This is a genomic window from Arthrobacter sp. GW460-12-1-14-TSB2 (assembly GCF_059423525.1).
In genome coordinates this window covers 124199-143021 of the sequence record NZ_JBWKYC010000012.1, presented here as the reverse complement: position 1 = coordinate 143021, position 18823 = coordinate 124199, and the positions used below count along the sequence as shown (strand labels likewise).

Genomic DNA, 18823 nt, shown 5'->3' with positions numbered 1-18823 from the left:
GCGGCAACAGCCGCCCCTGAACCGGAGTCCGGGTACCGTCAGTCCAGGTGCCCGGACTCCGCGCTGTCCGGATTCCCGGCGTCCGCCGGAGCCGGGCTGCCGGGCTGCACGGCGTCGAAGAAACGGTGCTCCCCGGCGGCGGCACTGTGAACCCTGGTGCGAATGAAGCTGACGTCGGCCGCGCTGAGCTGGATTGCACCGTGCTGGTCGCGGACCACTGGTTCGTCCGCAACCCTCGCAACGATCGTCGCGATCGTCCGGGGCAACACGACGCAGCCCGGGTTGTCCATGAGCCACCTGCGGGTGGCGGGATCAAGCCGGTGCCACTGTGATTTCAGTTCCATTGGGCGCGCCGTTCCATGTGTATTTTTGCCTCTTTCCCGGTTGCCCGGCTGTTCTAGGTGGAGCCGCCATCAGTCGTGGCTGATGGGGAGCCGTTTCTCTCCAGCGTCCGTTCCGGGCAGCACGGGAAGCGGGGTCCTGACTTCGAGGACGCCGTCCCTGAAAGACACCTTGATGTCCTCGTCCGTAACGCCCTCCGGCAACGGCAGGTTGCGGGCGAAGGGACGGTACCGCTGCCCGGAGTGCAAGCGGCTCCCCTCGGATCGGCCGCCGGACTGCTCGTGCCCCGCACGGATGTGCAGCACACCCCCGGCTACGGAGACTTCGATGTCTGTGTCTGGGTCCGCGCCGGGCAAATGGGCCCGGACAACGAGTGCCTCCTTGTCGACGTACTCGTCAACGCTGACCTCCTCGTCGACGAGGACGGGGACCAGGCTGTCAGTGGATTCAAAGGACCGCCCGTTGGAGCCGGCGAACTGCGACGGGTTCCGGCCTGCCCCATCCTGGGCAGACGGCCATCGGGCCGATTCGAACGGGGACCATTTCAACGCACCGGACATGGCTCTCTCCTGATTGTTGCCGGGCAGGACGGATTACTGGCAGGGCTTTCCATCGGCAAGGCAGCAACGCGGCGGCCCTGACTCACAGACCAGTAGATACCCATCCCGGAACGACCAACAGGGCCCAAAGTCCCCGGATGGTCCCGGCCGTGGCCTGACCCATCGGCAAATCGCCGCCGCGCCGGAGTTACTCCCGGGTAAGGGACCTTTGGCCCCTTATTTAGCCGGACGCCAGCGGGCAGCATCGTTTGGAACCCCACAGCCACCTTTGGAAGGAAACCATGGCGGCCGCCGTCTAGGCGATGCGTGAATGCGCGGGCACCGGACTGATCAGCAACCTTTGCCCTGACATCAGGGAGCCGGCCACGGCCCGGACCGCCAAGGCTCCCACAACTGCGGCGAAATCCCCGGCGACATCGACAGCCGCACAGCGGGTTCACAGGAAGGGCCTATACGCGGCATAGCCCTTCGGAGTTCTATTGGTCAATGACAAATTCACCGCAGCCGCCCCACGAACCCCACCCCAACCATGACCGCGGACTGGAATTCGACCTCTCAACGTTGATGAGCCGCCGTTCCCTGGGCCTGTTCTTCGGCGCCGGCACAGCGGCCGCCGCGCTGGCAGCCTGCACGCCGGGCTCCACCTCGGGAACCGCCGGCAGTTCCGCCACGGCGACGCCTTCTGCCTCGGCGACTGCTACGCCGTCATCTTCAGTGTCAGGGTCCGCCACGCCGTCGGCGTCACCCACGCTGACCCGGGCCATCGCCGACTGCGGGGTGGAAATTCCGCAGGAAACGGCAGGGCCTTACCCGGGAGATGGTTCCAACGGCCCGAACGTTCTGGAGGCCTCCGGCGTCGTGCGGCAGGACATCACGGCAAGCTTCGGGGCTGCCACCACCAAGGCCGAAGGCATCCCGCTAACAGTCACCCTGACGCTCCTGGACAATGCCAACGGCTGCAAACCCCTCGCCGGAGCCGCGGTGTACGCGTGGCACTGCGACCGTGACGGCAAGTACTCCATGTACGACGCCGGCCTCGAAGACGAGAACTTCCTCCGCGGAGTCCAGGAGGCGGACGCCAACGGCCAGGTTAAGTTCACCACCATCTACCCCGGGGCGTACAACGGCCGCTGGCCGCACATCCACTTCGAAGTCTTCGAATCCATGAGCAATGCCACGGTGGCGGGGCAGGTACTGGCTGTCTCCCAGATCGCCATGACAGAGGCGGCCTGTAACGAGGTCTACGCCACGACGGGCTATGAGACCAGCGCCCGGAACTTTCCCAACACCACGCTCACCTCGGACAACGTCTTTGGCGACGACGGTGGCATCTACCAGCTGGCCACCATGTCCGGTTCGGTGGGCGCCGGTTACACGGCCGGACTCAACGTCACGGTGTAGTGGCAGTGCCCCCCGGGAACAGGGTTCGGCACGGGCCGCCGCGGCACCGCTAGACTCGGAGCCATGCCTTCCCACACCACTGCCGCAGACCACATCCAGGACCTCGGGGCGTATGTCAGCGCGTCGCCGTCGAGCTTCCATGCGGTCCAGGAAGCCGCGAGGCGGCTGGATAAGGCGGGCTTCACCGGGCTGGATGAACTGGCCGCTTGGCCGGCCGGCGGTGGGGGTGCCGACGCGGTCGGGCGGTTCTATGTAGTCCGCGACGGGGCCCTGATCGCGTGGGTGACACCCGAGAGCGCGGGACCCACGACGGGCTTCAATATCCTGGGGGCGCACACGGATTCGCCGTCGTTCAAGCTCAAGCCCAAACCCACCACGGGAAAGTTCGGGTGGCTGCAGGCAGGCGTCGAGGTCTACGGCGGCCCGCTGCTCAACTCGTGGCTGGACCGGGAACTCCAGCTGGCCGGCCGCCTGGTGATGCTGGACGGCACGCAGTGCCTGACCGCCACCGGTCCGCTGCTGCGGTTCCCCCAGCTCGCCATCCACCTGGACAGGGCGGTAAACGAGGGCCTGGCGCTGGACAAGCAGCAGCATATGAATCCCGTTTTCGGCCTGGGGGATCCGGCAGGCGAGGACCTCCTCGCGCTATTGGCCGAACGGGCTACCGCACCGGATCCCGGTTCCGCGCCGGTGGATCCGGCCCAGATCGGCGGATACGACGTCGTCGTGGCAGATACGCAGCCGGCTGCGGTTTTCGGGGCCAAGGGTGAATTTTTCGCCTCCGGACGGCTGGACAACCTGTCCGCCACGCATGCCGGCCTGGCAGCGCTCATCGCCCACGCCGAGGCCGGGGAGCAGGCCCACGGCGGCCCGATCGCCGTACTCGCGGCTTTCGACCACGAGGAGATCGGATCCAACTCGCGCTCGGGTGCCTGCGGGCCGCTCCTGGAGGACGTTCTGGTTCGCGTCTCGGACGGCCTCGGCGCGTCGGTCAGCCAGCGCCGGCAAGCCCTGGCGGCGTCGTTCTGCGTTTCGGCCGACGCCGGCCACGCGGTGCATCCGAACTACGCCGAGCGCCACGACCCTGTTAATCGGCCGGTCCTCAACGGCGGCCCGCTGCTCAAGATCAACGCCAACCAGCGCTACGCAACCGACGCGCCCGGTGCCGCCTTCTGGGCGCGGCTGTGCGGCCAGGCGGGCGTCCCGTACCAGGAGTTCGTTTCCAACAATGTGATGCCGTGCGGGTCCACCATTGGGCCGCTGACGGCGACCCGTCTGGGCATTAGGACCGTGGATGTGGGCGTGCCGCTGCTGTCGATGCACTCTGCCCGTGAACTCTGCGGCGTCGAGGACCCGTTCCGGCTGGCTAGGGTGACCGAACTGTTCTTCCGCACGGCGGCGTAGGGCGGAGGGTTCAGGAGCGCACCCGTCAGGCGAGACCGATCACCAGGTTGATGGTCGTGGCAAGGATGACGGTGCCAAACAGGTAGGACAGAAGGCTGTGTTTGAGGGCTTCCGCCCTGATGAGGTGGTTCTGCAGATTGGTATCGGACACCTGGTACGTCATGCCAAGGCTCGTGGCCAAATAGGCGAAATCCGTGTACTGCGGCGGCCGTTCCTGGTTGAAATCGATGCCGCCAGCGTCTTTTGCCCCCCTCTTCCCGGGACTGTAGTACAGCTCGGCGTAGCGGAGAGTAAAAAGTGTCTGCACCAGGATCCACGACACCGCGACGCAGGCCAGAGCCAGGAAGCCGCCGCTCAGTTTCTCGCCGCCGTCGGACCGGTGGGAGTCCACGACGACGACCGCGACGGCGGCCAGGCTGGAAACGTTGGCCACCAGGATCAGCAGGTCGGTGGTATTGCGGGACGGGTCCTCGGAAGTGGCGTGGGCGCGAGTCTCCGCAGGGCCGAGCCTCCCCACCACAAGCCACACCCAGGCAACGTAGACGAGTGCGGCGCTGCCCCATCCGACGGCCGGCGCCTGCACCCAATGCCCGGAGAATCCGGTGGCCGTCGCAGCGGCCAGGCCGGCAGCAACCATGGCAAGGAACCGCAGCCGGCTTCGTTTGACCTTGGCGGGCAGGGGGCTGGTGTCCATGTGTCGATACTCTAGCCAAACAAACACATCACACCGGGATTAGGACCGTTTTTCCACATAGCGGCCCGGAGCGTTTCCGCCCGGCAGGGCCCCTCGACTAGCCTGAAACGGCCACGAATCGCCGAAACCGGCCTAAATGCACTAAGATATTGAAGTCTGTGCTGCGTCCTGCCTCCGTTTTGGAGACCGGGCGTGCACGGCACCGCAAATGAACCTCCTGTTACGGAAATGCCGTAACCGCTTAGCCCAAAGGAGGTGGGTTCACATATGCGTCCTTACGAATTGATGGTAATCATCGACCCCGAGGTCGAAGAGCGTACCGTTGAGCCAACGCTTCAGAAGTTCCTGAACGTCATCACCAACGATGGTGGAACCATCGAAAAGGTTGACATCTGGGGCCGTCGTCGCCTGGCTTACGAAATCAAGAAGAAGTCTGAAGGTATCTACGCAGTGGTGAACTTCACCGCCAAGCCGGACACCGCCAAGGAACTTGACCGCCAGCTGAGTCTCAATGAGACCATCATGCGCACCAAGATCACCCGCCCCGAAGAGCAGAAGGTCGTTGCTGAGTAATTTCAGCTCCCGGCATTCAATCTTTACCCCGCAGGAACGAACAAGGAGGCAGTAGATGGCAGGCGAAACCACTATTACGGTCATCGGTAATCTCACCAATGACCCCGAACTGAGGTTCACACCGTCAGGTTCGGCAGTAGCGAATTTCACCATCGCTTCTACGCCCCGCACCTTCGATCGCCAGTCGAATGAGTGGAAGGACGGGGAAACCCTGTTCCTCCGCGCCTCGGTCTGGCGTGAAGCAGCCGAAAACGTCGCAGAATCCCTCACAAAGGGCATGCGGGTTATCGTTTCCGGCCGTCTGAAGAGCCGTTCCTACGAAACCAAAGAAGGCGAGAAGCGCACCGTTATCGAGCTCGAAGTCGATGAAATCGGCCCGAGCCTGCGCTATGCCAACGCCAAGGTCAACCGCACCCAGCGCTCCGGCGGTCAGGGTGGTCAGGGCGGCTTCGGCGGCGGCAACAGCGGCGGTGGATTCGGTGGCGGCCAGGGTGCAAACCAGGGCGGCAACACCGGAGGAACTTGGGGCGGCAACCAGCCCGCAGCGCAGGAAGACCCCTGGGCAACGCCCGGCGTCAGTAATGCAGGCGGCGGCTGGGGCAACGGCCCGGATTCCGAACCTCCCTTCTAACCAATAATTCAGGTCCGGCGCCGGATTCCGCCGGGATGCCTCACGGCTCCCGGATGACTGCCGCCGTCGGACCACCACCATCCCGTGGATCAATATCCACGGGCTCCATAGAATAGGAGCTCCACGATGGCTAAGGCTGAACTCCGTAAGCCCAAACCAAAGTCCAACCCCTTGAAGGCCGCTGACATCACCGTCATCGACTACAAGGACGTAGCATTGCTGCGCAAGTTCATCTCCGACCGCGGAAAGATCCGCGCCCGTCGCGTCACCGGCGTCACGGTGCAGGAACAGCGCAAGATCGCCCAGGCAATCAAGAACGCCCGCGAAGTTGCTCTGCTGCCTTACTCCGGCGCTGGCCGCGGCTAAGGAAGGGATTAACTAACATGGCAAAGCTCATTCTGACCCACGAAGTAACCGGTCTCGGTGCTGCTGGCGACGTTGTCGAGGTCAAGGACGGTTACGCACGTAACTACCTGCTGCCCCGCAACTTCGCCCTGACCTGGTCCAAGGGTGGCGAGAAGCAGGTTGAGTCCATCAAGGCTGCCCGCGTTGCCCGCGAGCACGCTTCCCTGGAAGATGCTCAGAAGCAGGCCGCTGCACTCTCCGCCAAGCCGGTCAAGCTGGTCGTCAAGGCCGGCGCAACCGGTCGCCTGTTCGGCACCGTCAAGCAGGGCGACGTCGCCGACGCTGTTGAGGCCGCTGGCCTGGGCCGCATCGACAAGCGCAAGGTTGAACTGCCGGCACACATCAAGTCGACCGGTTCCTACCAGGCAAACGTTCGTCTGCACGACGACGTTTCCGCTGTGATCGAACTCGACGTAGTCGCAGGCAAGTAGTTCCTCCGGTTTATCGCCAGAGAGCTACGCAGTCCTGAACTGCTGAAGGCCCCCGTGTTCGGATTCCCTTGGGAACCGGACGCGGGGGCCTTTTGTCTTAACGACTGGCGCTGCCTGCAACGCCCCGGGTTGCTGCCGGTCCTCTATTCCTGGTGCATCACCGTGGTGGAGTGCCGGTGCCCGGCCCGGATGAGTTCTGCCAGGACCGACTCATCCACGTCCTCCAGTTTGTTGATGTAGAGACACCCCGCGCCGACCTTGTGTTTTCCCAGGCGGGGCAGCAGTTCGGCCGCTTCCGGGGCGTACGTGAGCCCGTACAGCGACAGGCTCCCCTTCCGGGGGGAGAACCCGACGGCTACGGTGTCCCCCTCGCGGCCGCTCTCGTAACGGTAGTGGTAGCTGCCGAAACCCACGATGCTCGTACCCCACATCACGGGTACTTCGCCGGTGTTTTCCTTCATGAGGGCCAGAAGCCGCAGGCCGTCGCGCTGGCGTGCAGCGTTCTCTACGCCCTCAAGGAAGTCCGCCACGGAGGCGTCCGTCGCCTGGGTCTTGTTTTCAGCCATGACGGCAGTCTGGCAGACGCCGCCGCCCTTGTCAGCAGGGTCACCCGGCAGTGATCCGATGCCGCGGAATAAACACGGGCGGGGGAGGGTTTAGTCGGTAGATGCAAACGCATGTACTCTGGATTTACCGATGACCTTCAGGAGCAAACCGTGGAAACCCGCCGTATTACCGTCCTCTCCGCCGGACTTGGCGTACCGTCCTCGAGCAGGCTGCTGGCTGATCAGCTTGCGGCAGCAGCCGAAAACAGGCTGGCTGCCGCCGGGTATGCGGTGGCCGTTGATGTGGTGGAACTCCGTGACCTCGCTGTGGACATTGCCAACAACTTCGTCACCGGCTACGCGGCCCCCCGGCTTGCCGAAGCGATCGCCGGCGTGGAGGACTCGGACGGCATCATTGCCGTCACGCCGGTCTTCAGCGCCTCCTACAGCGGCCTTTTCAAGTCCTTCTTCGACGTCCTGGATCCTAAATCGCTGGAGGGCAAGGCCGTCCTCCTTGGGGCCACGGGCGGCACCGACCGCCATCAGATGGTGCTGGATTATGCCATGCGTCCCCTGTTCAGCTACTTGCGGGCCCGGGTAGCTGCCACGGGCGTTTTCGCCGGCCCCCAGGACTGGGGCACCGCGGACGACGGCGGCACGCCCCTTTCGGTGCGGATCGACCGGGCCGCCGATGAATTTGCGGTACTGGTCGCGGCCGCGCCGCCGCGGCGGAAGACGGACGCCGCCGAGTCGCTGCCGTTTGAACAGCTCCTGGCGGGAATTTCGAACGGCCGCTAGGCGCAGCCTCCGGCGGACCCAGCGGGTGTTCGGCGAACTTTTCCGCGGTTCCAGTCGTTGTGCGGGACATGAAATGCCCTGTGGATTCAATAGACCTGGTAATGAGTGAGCGCAGCGGAGTGGAGATCGATTATTGTCCGCAGTGCCGGGGCGTGTGGCTTGACCGCGGTGAACTGGACAAGATCATTGACCGCGCGGCCGAGCTGGCAGGGCCGCAAACGCCGGCTGCACCGGTTGCTCCACCCGTCGCCGGGCTTATCCCGCCGCCGCTGTACAACAACCTGGACCCTCGCCGGGACGACAGGCGGCCGGATGATCGCCGCTATGACGACCGGCGGGACCGTCCCCGCTACGATCAACCCCGCCATGACGATCGCCGCTACGACGACCGGCGGCGACCCAAGAAAAAGGAAGGCTGGCTTGGCGAGCTTTTCGACTTCTAGGCGCCGCGCCGGATCCAAGGGCCCTCAGCCCGCCGGCAGGGCATGGGCTCAGGCGGCTCAGTCGTCGAGCAGGGCGATGAACTCCCGGGCCTGCTTGAGGGAAATGTCCGAGTGCTTCGTCAGTGCCGTTGCGGCCGCCTCAGTGTCGCCGCTCTTGGCCAGCGTGCGTATCCGGCCGTAGATTTCGTCGTTCAGCATATTGCTGCTGACCTCCCGGGTGACATCGCCCTTGCTGGCGATGGCGCGGTACCGGTAGGGGAAACGCTCGGGGGCGTCGTCGTCGTCATGTTCCGGCGCCTCAGGGGCCGCTGGGGTGAACGGCTGGGGGTGGGCCGCCAGGGCGCCGACGGCGTCGCGGGAGGCCCGCAGGCCCTCGCCTGAGGCTTCGTAGTAGAGCTTGATGGCCGCCATGGCCTGCCCCTGCGCTATGAGGGCGTACAGCCTGCGGTGCTGGTCTTCAGTGAGCTTGGCTGCCGCAGCCCGGGCCAGTTCCACCGGCTCGCCGGGCGGCGTGGGGCCGGCTGCCGTGGTGGCGGAAGCCTTGGGGCCGGAGGTCCGGCGTCCCACGGCGCGGGCCACCAGCAGGACTGCGGCTCCCACGAGGAGCAGGATCAGGACGGGGATCACCAGTGATTCCATTGCTATAGCCGATCTACATAATTCTTGGCGGTCAAAAGATCTGAATGCGTTGCCTGCCGCAGCATCTTGATGGCTTGCAGTTTCTGGCCGTTGCGGGCCATGGACTGCAGTTGCAGGGCGAATTGCGGGTTCAATTGGCCTCCGGGCAGGACCGGGCCCTGATATCCGTGCATTCCCACGCCCGGGCTTGACCCTGCCTGGGCGTGCAGGGCTGCCCGCGCGTGGTCGGCCTGTTGGGACTGCTGTTGCTCATTCTGGCTTGGCCGGGTGGCGGCATCAACCCGCGCCCGGGCGGCGGTGGCCGCTTTCACCTGGGCGGCATAATGCGCCTGCGACCGAAGGGCCAGTTCCAGTTGATAGCGCTCGGCGTCGGAGATGCCGGTGTCCCGCGGCTTGAGGGCCGTGGTCACCGCCCAGATCACTGCCACAAGGATGAGGGCAGGCAGTATAGCTATCAACACATCGCCCATGCATAGAGCTTATGCCAGTTCGCTGTTATCCACAGCATATTCTGCGGCTCGCATACAGTCCGACGAAGCGGGCGTCAATTCGAAGCCCTTGTCATGATGTAGATCACAGCGCGGGTATATCTTTCGTCACTTCGACCCGGGTTACTCGCCGGTATCCCCAGTGGGAACCTGAAAGCTGTGGATGAATGTTCCTCAAAAGAATTTTTCATCCACATGGCATTTCGGACGTTTCCGCAGGTCAGGGGCCTATTGACGCTCAAAGTTTTTTTGTTTCCACAGGTGGCCACACAGGCTGTGCACAAGCAGGACCCCTTAATCCACAACTTATCCACAGATGTGCATGTATGCGGGCTTGGTGGCCGCTGGCAGGGGTACTAACGTAGCGGGATACCTGTTTTGGGGCACTGGTACTTGCCTTCCGCAGTCCGGACAGACCTCTTGCGGGCGGTCCGGGATGCAGATTCTGATAACCAATTGTGGATAACCTCCGCAAACTGGGGATAACCAGGGATACGGCAGGAACAGCGGGTGTCGGCACCTTCCCGCAAGGGAAGACTGTCAGTGCCGGGTGGTAGTACTGGTCATGGCGCACAGCGGGGCTCCGCTTCGCGGGACAGCCCTATGGCAGATGGCAACAGAACCGACGGCATTGAGAGATACGCCGCGGTACACAACGGAGGACGGCAGCTTTGTCAGTTACGCACCTGGACTCAATCGAGGGCACCCGGAGTTCCGAAGGCAACCGAAAGCCGCCCCAGGACATCCCTGCCGAGCAATCAGTTCTCGGCGGCATGATGCTGTCCAAGGACGCCATCGCCGACGTCGTCGAGATCCTGCGGGGCCAGGACTTCTACCGCCCCGCCCACGAGACAATCTACGAAGCCGTCATTGACCTCTACGGCCGCGGCGAGCCTGCCGACGCCGTGACCGTGTCTGATGAGCTGACCAAGCGCGGAGAGATCAACAGGATCGGCGGACCCGCCTACCTGCACGAGCTTATTCAGACCGTACCCACTGCCGCCAACGCCGGATACTACGCGGAGATCGTTGCCGAACGTGCCGTCCTGCGGCGGCTGGTTAATGCCGGCACCAAGATCGTCCAGCTGGGTTACGGCTCGGATGGTGAAGTGGAAGACCTCGTCAACCAGGCCCAGGCCGAGATTTACGCCGTGGCCGAACGGCGGACGGCTGAGGACTACGTTGTCCTCAAGGACGTCATGGAATCCACGGTGGATGAAATCGAAGCTTCGGGCCACCGCGAGGAAGGCATGACGGGCGTGCCCACGGGCTTCTACGAACTGGACGAGCTCACACACGGACTGCACCCGGGGCAGATGATCGTCATCGCCGCCCGCCCGGCCGTTGGTAAGTCCACGTTCGCCCTGGACTTTGCCCGGTCCGCAGCCATCAAGAACAACCTCGCCACGGTCATGTTCTCCCTGGAAATGGGCCGGAACGAAATCGCCATGCGCCTCCTGTCCGCGGAGGCCACCATCGGCCTCCAGGACCTCCGCAAGGGCACTATCAAGGACGAACAATGGTCCAAGATCGCCACCACCATGGGCCGGATGAACGAAGCTCCGCTGTTCATTGATGACAGCCCCAACATGTCGCTCATGGAAATCCGGGCCAAGTGCCGCAGGCTCAAACAGCAGCACGACCTCAAGCTGGTCATCCTGGACTACCTGCAGCTCATGAGCTCCGGCAAAAAAGTGGAATCCCGCCAGCAGGAGGTCTCGGAGTTCTCGCGTGCGCTGAAGCTGCTGGCCAAGGAGCTCCAGGTGCCCGTGATTGCGCTCTCACAGCTGAACCGTGGCTCCGAACAGCGCCAGGACAAGCGGCCCATGGTTTCGGACCTCCGTGAATCAGGCTCGATTGAGCAGGATGCCGACATGGTGATCCTGCTCCACCGCGAGGATGTCTACGACAAGGAATCGCCGCGCGCCGGCGAAGCGGACATTCTTATCGCCAAGCACCGTAACGGCCCGACCAAGGACATCGTGGTGGCCTTCCAGGGGCATTACTCGCGGTTCGCCAATATGGCGGCCGACGCTGGCGGCGGCTTCTAGCCAGCCGGGCTACGAGGTCTCCCGCGCCCCGCTTGCCGGCGCCCCGCCAGCAGTCAGCAGGTGGTTGGGTAGCCGGTTTCCCGGCGCCCGGCCTCGGATCTCCAGCAGTTCCCTGGCATGGGCGTGCAGGCGCTTGTCCTCTTCCGAAACCGGAACCCATGGCGGAATCGGCACCGAGTTCCCGGACGCGTCCCTAGCCACCATGACTGCCAGGCAGTAGGTGGTCAGATTCATCTCCCGGCCCTTCGGATCCCCGGACCGGACGTGGACGGCAATATGCATGCCCTTTGTGCCGGTGTACACGAGCCGTGCCTCCACCTCCACCACGTGGCCGATCAACAGCGGCCGGTAGAAACGCACCCCGCCGGAGAACACCGCGACGGTGTCCTTGCCGGAGTACCGCGACGCGCACACATAGGCGGCCTCGTCGATCCACTTCATCACGATGCCGCCGTGCACCTTGCCGCCCCAGTTCACGTCCGTGGGGGCGGCCACGAACCGGAGGACAACCCGTTCGGCGGTGCCGGCGTCCGTATATTCCTGCGCGTTCATCGCCTGGACAATGTCTTCGCGGACCTTGATCCGGGCAAGGGCGTGGTCGCGCTGCTCGATCTCGTCCGGAGTGGAAGGCTCGAACTGCGGGACGGGCACCGGTTTCCCGTCCGGACCCACGGCCACAAAAATCACCATGCACTGGCTGCGCATGGTGGCCGGGCCGCCCTTGGGGTCGCCCGAGGACACGACCGTGCGGATGTGCATTGAAGACCGCCCGGTATAGACGATCGTGGCGGTGACTTCCACCATGTCGCCGCTGTTGACCGGATCGGCGAAGTGGATATTGCCCACGTAGGCCGTGACGCAGTATGACTTTGCCCAGCCGACTGCTGCGGCATAGGCCGCCTTATCCACCCACTCAAGAACGGTTCCGGCGTCCACGGAACCGCTGTGGCCGACGTCCATGGGGGCCGCAAGGAAGCGGAGGGTCACTGAATTGGCGGCAGACTCGCTCATGCTGAGAGTTTACTGACGACCCGGCCTACTAACGGGTCCGGATGACACAAACGCCGCCCCACCCGCCATGTGGGGTGGGGCGGCGTCCGTCGCGGGGGCGGAGTCCTTAGCGGGCCCCGGTGTACACGATGTCCGGTTGGGACGGCATCTCCATGCCCTCACCGATGAAGAAACCCGGGTGCGGCGGCTGGTTGTACGAGATGTTCTCGCGGGCCACCGAGAGGCGGTACACGGAATCGTGCATCAGGGTCCGCAGGCGGACGTCGGTGGAAGCTGTGGTGGTGTAGATCCGCAGTTCCGTGCTGTCCGACGACGGCCAGGCGATCTCCTCGCGCCAGTCACCCAGGAGGTCGGCCTGGATGGCAGGCGTGCCCTTGGTGCCGTTATTGGATTTGGCGCCCGCGGCCGTCAGAAGCCTGTCGCTGGACTCGGTGTTCCAGTTCCACTTACTGATGGTCGGTACCCCGCGGTATGTGGCGTCGTCGAAATCGTGGTCAACGATTTCGCGCAGCAGGTCTCCGTCCCACCACGCCAGGAAGTTGGCTGCCGGGATCTTCTCCGCGATCAGCTCGCCCTTGGCTGACATCAGCTGGCCCACGGGCGAGTTCCATGCCGCGGTGCCGCCGATTGCCCAGCCTTCGGCCCCCGCATAGCGGGGATCAATGTCACCGGCCGCGCCGCGCCCGGTGTCCTTGACCGCCGGAATGCTCCACAGCACCTCACCGGTCCGGGAATCCCGGAACGTCGCTCCGCGGTTCCCGCTGGAGCCCATGTCCTCGTGCACCGCGAAGGTCTCCAGTCCCGGCCGCGACGGATCGAGGTCGCTGGTGTGGATCGCGTCGCCGTGGCCCAGACCGGTGGTGTACAGCGGCTGGCCGTTGTCATCGATCGTCATGGACCCGAAGATGAACTCGTCCTTGCCGTCTGCGTCCACGTCCGCCACGGAGAGGTTGTGGTTGCCCTGCCCGCGGTATTGCGTGCCGGACACGTCGGAGTCGAAGACCCAGCGCTTGACGATCTTGCCTGCCACGAGGTCGTAGGTCGCCAGCACGGCACGGGTGTAGTACCCGCGGCTGAACATCATGGACGGGTGTTCGCCGTCCAGATAGGCCACTGCTCCGAGGAAGCGGTCCACGCGGTTGCCGTAGCCGTCGCCCCAGGCCGCCACGTCGCCGCGCGGCGGGTCGTACTTCACGGTGTCCATGATGGTGCCCGTCTGGCCGTGGAAGACGGTGAGGAACTCGTCGCCGGTGAGGACGTAGCCGCTGCTGGTCCGGTAGTCGGCGTTCGGGTTGCCGATCACCGTCCCGGCCGCGTCTCGGGTGCCGTCCGCCGTCTTCATGGCGATTTCGGCCTTCCCGTCGCCGTCGAAGTCGTACGCGAGCAGCTGGGTGTAGTGGGCGCCGGCACGGATGTTCGGGCCCATGTTGATGCGCCAGAGCTTGGTGCCGTCCATCCTGTAGGCGTCAACGTAGACTGTGCCGGTGTAACCGGACTGCGAGTTGTCCTTGGAATTGGACGGGGACCACATCTGGATGATTTCGTACGTGCCGTCGCCGTCGACGTCGGCCACGCTCGCATCGCCGGCGGAGTAGCTGTAGGGCTGGCCGTCTTTTGTGTAGTCGTCCGCCGGCTTGTCGAGCTTGATCGCCAGGTAGTTGCGGGACATCGGCGTGAACTCGGCCGTCAGCTGGTCTGCGCCGGCACCCACGGCCTTGATCACGTATTTGGACGAGGCCGTTCCGCTGGCATCGAGGTAGGACGTGCTGTTCCTGATCGGATCCACGGTGAGCTGTACGCCGTCGCGGATGACATGGAAGCCGATCTGTTCGGGATCCAGGCCCAGCATGCGCCAGCCCACGCGGACGCCTTCTTCGGTGAGCAGGGCCACGGGGGCGCGGTCCAGCTTCTCCACCTGCCGGTTCACTACAGTGACCCTGTCAGTGCCGATCACCGGCGACGCTGCTGATTCCCCGCCCTTGTTGATGGCGGTGACGCGGTAGTAGTACTTGATGGTGGTCAGCACCGTGGTGTCCGTGAACGTCACCTCGGTGGCACGCCCGGCGTAGGAGAAGGTGCCGTCTGCCGACGTCGAGCGGTACACGTGGTAGGCGGATGCGCCGCCGACTTCCTGCCACTTAAGGCTGACACTGCTCTTCTCGATTCCCTTGACGTCCACCTTGGAAGGTGCCGCGGGAACCGGCGTGCTCGGGTCCGTGAGGGATACCTCCACGGTATTGGACGGCACTGACTCGAGGCCGGTGTTATCCACTGCAATGACCTGGTACTTGTAGGGCAGCCCTGCGAAGGCCGTGGTGTCCTTGAAGGTGGTCGTTTCCGTGATGTGTTCAGCAACAAGCTGCGGCTGCGCCTCGACGTTTGCCTGCCGGAACACCTTGTAGCTGGCGGCGTCGGCTACGGCGTCCCAGGCGAGTTCCACCGCCGCCGGGTCCGCCGCGGCGTCCACGGCGGTGGTGCGCAGGTTGGTGGGGCCCACCAGGAGGGGCGTGACTTCCAAGCCGTTGAGCCGCTGGCCGGAACCGCTGATGGTGACGTTGAGCTGGCCGTCGGTCACCAGGACCTGGTTGATGATCTTTTCCGCCGAGGAGGCTTTGCCGGAGGAGACCTGGCCGTAGCCCTTGCCTTCTACCGCGACGTCCGTCCGGGTGGAGCCGATCCAGTCGCTGTGGTAGGTCTTCAGCGCGTAGGTGCCGTTGGGCACGTCCAGCTCGAATTCGAAACTGGAGCCGCTGAGCACGAAGTCGCGAAGAAGGTTGGTGGTGACGGCGCCGCGGTCCCGGTCGCTGAGGACGGAGGGGTCCTTGAAGCCGAAACCGCGTTCCTTGCTGTACGCCATGGTGCGGTTGACCTCGGTGAAGCCGGCCTCAACGGGTGCACCCACAGGGCCGAAATCGAACTTGTACTTGGCTTCCTTGGTGGTCAGGGACAGGGCATCGCTGGGTTCGGAAAGGCCTTTGCCGTTCATGGCTGCGATCCGCACGCTGTAGGCGGTGCCTTCAGCAAGGCCAGCCAGGTTTGTTGTGGGGACGGTTGCCGTGGTGGCCAGCTTGTAGGCGCTGTCCTCTTCGGACGACAGCTTCCGGTACACCTTGTAGATGTCCGCGCCCTCGGTGGGCTGCCATTTCAATAGCGCGCCGGCATTGGAGATGCTGCCGGTCACCAGTCCCTGGGGCCTTGCAGGAACGGCCGACGGCGGGACAATCTCCTTGGCGCGTGCGGCCAGCGGGATGTTGAGCTGCTTGACGCCGCCCGCCAGCAGGCGGGCCATCTGGATGGCGCCGTACTCCTGGAAGTGGGTGTTGTCCACGGTTCCGGTGGGCCGGTTGGGGTAGACCCCGGCATCGACGTGGAGGAAGACCGACTTGGTGTCTTCGGGGCCGATTTCGTCAAAGTACGCCCGGCTCAGCGCCGACAGATCCACCAGCGCCACGTTCTCTTCGGCGGCCAGTTCCTTCATCTTGTCAACGTACTCGGGGAAGCTGACGTTGAATTTCCCGGTGGCCTCATCGAAATCACGCCGTCCCACCGGGGTGACGAGCACCGGGGTGGCTCCGCGCTGGCGGGTCCCGTTGACGTAGGTGCGCAGGTATTCCTTGTAGTCGGCGGGGGAGGCGTACCGGTCATCGACGCCCACGGTGGCGTCGTTGTGGCCGAACTGCACCATCAGGTAGTCGCCGGGGTTGATGACGCGGAGGATCTCGTCCAGCCGTCCCTGGCTGATGAAGTTCTTGGAGCTGCGTCCGCCGATCGCGTGGTTGAAAAAGGAGACTTTCTCATCAAAGTAGCGGTCGATCATCTGCCCCCAGCCGGCCTGCGGGATGTAACCGGCGTCGTAGGTCTGGACGGTGGAATCGCCGGCGAGGTAGACGGCGGGATCCGCCGTGGCGGATCGCGGCGCGCGGGCTGCGATGACCAGGGAGTTGATCTTGGCCGCGGTGCCGCTGAAATCAAGATTCAGCTGGCCGTCCACGAGCGAGATGGGGAATTCCATTTCCAGATACTGGCCTGCGGGCTTGTCCGTGAGCTGGACCTTTGCGATCTTCTCCGCGGTGATCGCGATGTTGGTGGCAGCGACGGCGTCGCCTGCGATGAGCTTGACTGTGTAGTCCCCGTTGGGGAGGTCCACGAGGAAACTGCCGCCCTGCGCCTGGACGAAGTCGGACCGCAGCGGGTCGGCCGTGCCGCGGTCTTCGCCGGACGTCAGCGTGGTGTCGGTAAAGCCGAACTGCGCCGCGGCGCTGTACGCCTGGGAGGCATTCACCTGGGTGTAGCCGTCGGCGGTAGCGCCCGGGCCGAAGTCGAAGCGGAAGCCCGAACCGGCTGGCGGGAGGGGGGTTTCAGCGTGCACGGCGGGCAGGCCGGTGAAGGCCACCGCCGCGGCGGTCACTGCTGCCGCGACTGCCTTTGCGCCAGGAAACCGGACGCCGGAGGGCCGGTTTACGCCGGAGGCGCAGACGTTACCAGTCCCGGATTTTGGCGGGTCACCGGGACCGCTGTCCTGCCGAGTGCGTCTTTGAGGGGGATAACTCACGAACATCTCCTTTGATGAGCTGTGGAACCAAGGACCACAGCGGGCAAGTTTGTATCGTTTCAATCACTGCGTGCGTGGCATGGCGGGCGCGAAGCGGGGAGTCGGGTGAATCGTTGGCGGGTCGGGGTGGCCGACTTTGGACACCCGCTGCCTGATCCACGCAACCCGCCATAGGGCTGCGAGGTAGCCCAGGCTGGTTGTTCGGTGTTACTGAAGTTACATCATGGCTAGGCCTGTATATCCGTGGTGTACGGAACAGGTTTATCAGTGGATCGTTTCAAAGGTCAAGGATTTTGTTTCATTTCTGTGAGATTTTGTTATGCGATGTCACAACTTGGTCATATGGGTCGTTGGCCGGGTCGCCACGGCTTGCCAAGCTAATGAGAATCACTATCATTTAGCTTATGAAGATTCGTGATAAAGCTTTCCGTTGCCTGAAACCCTCCGCTCGCTGCCTGAAGCAGTATCGGAGCTCCGACCTGAAGGCAACCCCGATGGGCCTGTCAGGGGTAGCGGTAATCGCCGCGACTGCGCTCATGCTGAGCGGCTGCGCTGCCGATTCCGGGCGTAGCGGTGACGCCCCGCTTGCGGCAACTGCCCCGCAGCCTACCGGGCAGCCGGCCGCATCGTCCCGTGCAGCCCAGGAAATCCAGGGGCCCGCCCCCAGGCTGGTGCTGACCCACGCCGGCGGCATCACGGTGCTCGACGCCGCCTCGCTGGCGGTGGTGGGGGAGGCGGATCTTGAGGGCTTCAACAGGCTCAACCCCGCGGGGGACGGCCGGCATGTCCTGGTCTCCACCGGAAGCGCGTTCAAGGTCTTTGATGCCGGAGTGTGGACCGAAAAACATGGCGATCACGGGCACTCCTACGCTGCCCAGCCTGCACTGACGGGCGTTGAGTTCCAAGCCAGCCAGTCCGGCCACGCAGTCTTCCATGCTGGCAGGACCGCGCTGTTCAGCGACGGTTCCGGGCAGGTTGAAGTTTTCGAGCCTTCCGGACTGGGGGCGGAAGCGGCGGCGCTTCCGGAGAGTGACGTCTACACCGCGCCGGAAGCCCACCATGGCGTGGCCGTGCCGCTGGAGGAAGGAAAGCTGCTAATTACCCTCGGTGACGACGAGTCCCGGCGGGGAATTGCCGTGCTGGCTGCAGGATCCGGCCAAAACCGGGCGGAGCTGGTGCGCAATGAAGACTGCCCGGGTGTGCACGGCGAGGCGGTGGCCGGGCCGGATGCCGTGGTGGTGGGCTGCGAAGACGGCATGCTTATCTACCGGGGCGGCCGGATTAGCAAAGTGCCCAGCCCCGATGCGTACGGAAGAATGGGCAACCAGGCCGGTTCGCCCGAATCGCCAGTCGTCCTGGGCGACTACAAAGTGGACAAGGATGCGACGCTTGAACGGCCTACGCGGGTCTCCCTTGTGAACACTGAGACGGCGGCGCTGCAGCTCGTCGAACTCGGCACAAGCTATTCGTTCCGGTCGCTGGGGAGGGGTCCCTCAGGCGAGGCCCTGATTCTGGGAACCGACGGCTCCCTGCGGATCATCGACCCGCTGACCGGAAACATCACGTCGAATATTCCCGTGGTTGCGGCCTGGGAGGAGTCTGAAACATGGCAGGACCCGCGCCCTACGCTGTTTGTGCAAGGGTCCACTGCCTACGTCACCGAGCCCGCAAGCAGTGCTATCCACGCAGTGGATCTTGCATCCGGCAAGGTGACCAAATCCGCTGATCTCCCGCACGTACCCAACGAACTGACCGGAGTTTCCGGCTAATATTCCCAGCCGGTAATACTAGCAGTCCCGCATCTGACGACGCCGGGCCGGCCACTGAGGTGACCGGCCCGGCGCTGCACGGGGTA

Annotated in this window: 18 protein-coding genes; 10 read left to right on the top strand and 8 right to left on the bottom strand. The window is 64.4% G+C overall.

All coding sequences use genetic code 11. The features are described 5' to 3' along the window. Positions 1 to 38: 38 nt before the first annotated feature. Positions 39 to 344: a hypothetical protein gene (locus tag AC07YR_RS15255; RefSeq protein ID WP_494734467.1), complete on the bottom strand. Its 306-nt coding sequence runs from the start codon at positions 342 to 344 to the stop codon at positions 39 to 41. Between the two features lie 69 nt (positions 345 to 413). Next, on the bottom strand, positions 414 to 902 hold the full coding sequence (locus tag AC07YR_RS15250; RefSeq protein WP_494734466.1) for an Hsp20/alpha crystallin family protein: 489 nt from the start codon (positions 900 to 902) through the stop codon (positions 414 to 416). Positions 903 to 1388: 486 nt separating this feature from the next. Between AC07YR_RS15250 and AC07YR_RS15245 the strand changes: the two genes are divergently transcribed. Both AC07YR_RS15245 and AC07YR_RS15240 read left to right on the top strand, forming a co-directional pair. Continuing rightward, complete coding sequence (locus AC07YR_RS15245) at positions 1389 to 2303, top strand: intradiol ring-cleavage dioxygenase (RefSeq protein WP_494734465.1); 915 nt, start codon at positions 1389 to 1391, stop codon at positions 2301 to 2303. 63 nt (positions 2304 to 2366) lie between these two features. Beyond that, positions 2367 to 3707 carry a M18 family aminopeptidase gene (locus AC07YR_RS15240; RefSeq protein ID WP_494734464.1) on the top strand — a complete coding sequence of 447 codons (1341 nt, stop codon included), beginning with the start codon at positions 2367 to 2369 and terminating at the stop codon, positions 3705 to 3707. A 25-nt stretch (positions 3708 to 3732) separates the two neighbouring features. Here the strand turns inward: AC07YR_RS15240 and AC07YR_RS15235 are convergent, their stop codons facing one another. Next, positions 3733 to 4401 carry a DUF1345 domain-containing protein gene (locus tag AC07YR_RS15235; RefSeq protein ID WP_436059192.1) on the bottom strand — a complete coding sequence of 223 codons (669 nt, stop codon included), beginning with the start codon at positions 4399 to 4401 and terminating at the stop codon, positions 3733 to 3735. Between the two features lie 267 nt (positions 4402 to 4668). Here AC07YR_RS15235 and rpsF point away from each other — a divergent pair, with 267 nt between their 5' ends. From rpsF to rplI, 4 genes are all read left to right on the top strand, one after another. Beyond that, a complete protein-coding gene (rpsF, locus tag AC07YR_RS15230) occupies positions 4669 to 4974 on the top strand; it encodes a 30S ribosomal protein S6 (RefSeq protein ID WP_055802737.1) in 306 nt (101 codons plus the stop codon). A 55-nt stretch (positions 4975 to 5029) separates the two neighbouring features. After that, positions 5030 to 5605, top strand: a complete 576-nt coding sequence (locus AC07YR_RS15225; protein ID WP_018775330.1) for a single-stranded DNA-binding protein — start codon at positions 5030 to 5032, stop codon at positions 5603 to 5605. A gap of 126 nt (positions 5606 to 5731) precedes the next feature. Continuing rightward, positions 5732 to 5971: a 30S ribosomal protein S18 gene (gene rpsR / locus AC07YR_RS15220; protein ID WP_003800144.1), complete on the top strand. Its 240-nt coding sequence runs from the start codon at positions 5732 to 5734 to the stop codon at positions 5969 to 5971. A gap of 17 nt (positions 5972 to 5988) precedes the next feature. Next, complete coding sequence (gene rplI, locus AC07YR_RS15215; protein WP_018775331.1) at positions 5989 to 6441, top strand: 50S ribosomal protein L9; 453 nt, start codon at positions 5989 to 5991, stop codon at positions 6439 to 6441. A 143-nt stretch (positions 6442 to 6584) separates the two neighbouring features. Here the strand turns inward: rplI and AC07YR_RS15210 are convergent, their stop codons facing one another. Next, the gene (locus tag AC07YR_RS15210) at positions 6585 to 7007 is read right to left on the bottom strand and encodes a DUF1801 domain-containing protein (protein WP_494734463.1); all 423 of its coding nucleotides are present in this window, start codon (positions 7005 to 7007) and stop codon (positions 6585 to 6587) included. A gap of 150 nt (positions 7008 to 7157) precedes the next feature. Here AC07YR_RS15210 and AC07YR_RS15205 point away from each other — a divergent pair, with 150 nt between their 5' ends. Both AC07YR_RS15205 and AC07YR_RS15200 read left to right on the top strand, forming a co-directional pair. Further along, positions 7158 to 7784: an FMN reductase gene (locus AC07YR_RS15205; RefSeq protein ID WP_436059190.1), complete on the top strand. Its 627-nt coding sequence runs from the start codon at positions 7158 to 7160 to the stop codon at positions 7782 to 7784. 68 nt (positions 7785 to 7852) lie between these two features. Beyond that, positions 7853 to 8227: a TFIIB-type zinc ribbon-containing protein gene (locus AC07YR_RS15200; RefSeq protein WP_494734462.1), complete on the top strand. Its 375-nt coding sequence runs from the start codon at positions 7853 to 7855 to the stop codon at positions 8225 to 8227. Between the two features lie 57 nt (positions 8228 to 8284). On the opposite strand, the gene AC07YR_RS15195 is transcribed toward AC07YR_RS15200, so the two are convergent. Both AC07YR_RS15195 and AC07YR_RS15190 read right to left on the bottom strand, forming a co-directional pair. After that, the gene (locus tag AC07YR_RS15195) at positions 8285 to 8866 is read right to left on the bottom strand and encodes a hypothetical protein (RefSeq protein WP_436059188.1); all 582 of its coding nucleotides are present in this window, start codon (positions 8864 to 8866) and stop codon (positions 8285 to 8287) included. Positions 8867 to 8868: 2 nt separating this feature from the next. Beyond that, positions 8869 to 9336, bottom strand: a complete 468-nt coding sequence (locus AC07YR_RS15190) for a hypothetical protein (RefSeq protein WP_436059187.1) — start codon at positions 9334 to 9336, stop codon at positions 8869 to 8871. Positions 9337 to 10025: 689 nt separating this feature from the next. Between AC07YR_RS15190 and dnaB the strand changes: the two genes are divergently transcribed. After that, a complete protein-coding gene (dnaB, locus tag AC07YR_RS15185) occupies positions 10026 to 11405 on the top strand; it encodes a replicative DNA helicase (RefSeq protein WP_055802727.1) in 1380 nt (459 codons plus the stop codon). A gap of 9 nt (positions 11406 to 11414) precedes the next feature. Here dnaB and AC07YR_RS15180 read toward each other — a convergent pair whose 3' ends face one another. Together AC07YR_RS15180 and AC07YR_RS15175 are read right to left on the bottom strand one after the other, a co-directional pair. Then, the gene (locus AC07YR_RS15180) at positions 11415 to 12416 is read right to left on the bottom strand and encodes an acyl-CoA thioesterase (protein WP_494734461.1); all 1002 of its coding nucleotides are present in this window, start codon (positions 12414 to 12416) and stop codon (positions 11415 to 11417) included. Positions 12417 to 12522: 106 nt separating this feature from the next. Further along, positions 12523 to 16824 carry a rhamnogalacturonan lyase family protein gene (locus tag AC07YR_RS15175; RefSeq protein ID WP_494734460.1) on the bottom strand — a complete coding sequence of 1434 codons (4302 nt, stop codon included), beginning with the start codon at positions 16822 to 16824 and terminating at the stop codon, positions 12523 to 12525. 638 nt (positions 16825 to 17462) lie between these two features. On the opposite strand from AC07YR_RS15175, the gene aztD reads away from it, so the two are divergent. Further along, positions 17463 to 18737 (top strand): zinc metallochaperone AztD, encoded by a 1275-nt coding sequence (gene aztD, locus AC07YR_RS15170; RefSeq protein WP_494734459.1) that lies wholly within the window; start codon positions 17463 to 17465, stop codon positions 18735 to 18737. The last annotated feature ends 86 nt before the right edge of the window (positions 18738 to 18823 follow it).